The organism is Alcanivorax sp. HI0044, assembly GCF_001634945.1.
In genome coordinates, this window is record NZ_LWEZ01001675.1 from 1 (window position 1) to 810 (window position 810).

1 protein-coding gene is annotated in these 810 nt (G+C 60.5%); it reads left to right on the top strand.

The features are described 5' to 3' along the window. The first annotated feature begins 160 nt into the window (after positions 1–160). Complete coding sequence (locus A3730_RS25180) at positions 161–685, top strand: hypothetical protein (RefSeq protein WP_063537666.1); 525 nt, start codon at positions 161–163, stop codon at positions 683–685. Positions 686–810: the final 125 nt, after the last annotated feature.

An 810-nucleotide genomic window follows, 5' to 3' on the forward strand; every position in this document is an offset into this window, starting at 1 on the left:
GACGCGGGATGGGTAGGTGCCTGCGTGTTGCGCTGTGCCCGCGATATTAAGCGGGGGGAGGAGGAATAGCGGCAGTGGTTTTATGTTTTCTCGTAGCTAGACGCTCGTCGCTAGTAGCTGTTTCTCCCCGGCTCTGAAAGAATAGCGGCCCGGAGGATCCATGACTGTATTGATGACCCTGTTTTGGCGGTTGGCCATATTTCGTGCCAGCCCGGAGAATGCCCCGTATTCTCCATCGTTGCTGGCGCTGGTGCTGGCCGGCTGGTTTGTGTTGCAGCTACTGGTGGGCAGCCTGCAGACCGCATTGCCCATTGGCGTGTTGGTGAGCAGCCAGTTGCTGTCGTTGGCGGTGGTGCTGGCGGGCACAGGCCTGTTGCTATCGTTCAAGGGGCTGCAGGGGCGCTGGTTGCAGACCGCTCTGTCGCTGGTGGGGGTGGATGTGATTCTGACCCTCCTGAGCCTGCCGTTGCTGGCGCTGAATGCCAGCATGGAGCAGTCGCTGAGCGCGATCGAGCTGCTGTATCTGGTGCTGGTGAGCTGGCAGTTGGCGGCGCAGAGTTTTATCTACCATCGCTCCCTGAATGTGGGGCCCTTCCTTGGGCTCGGGGTGGCCATGACGTTGCTGGTAGCCAGTTATGCGGGTGTGGTGCTGTTGTTGCCTGAGGTGGTGACGGGCCCAGGCTGAGTGGCAGTCGGCATCTGATCCAGTGGTCCGGGCAGTACTGGCAAAACAGCGAATGAGGGAGCGCAATAACCTTTCGTTCTCTCAGCCTGCCCGCCGGTTATGTAGGCGCTGTCGGATAGTCGGGC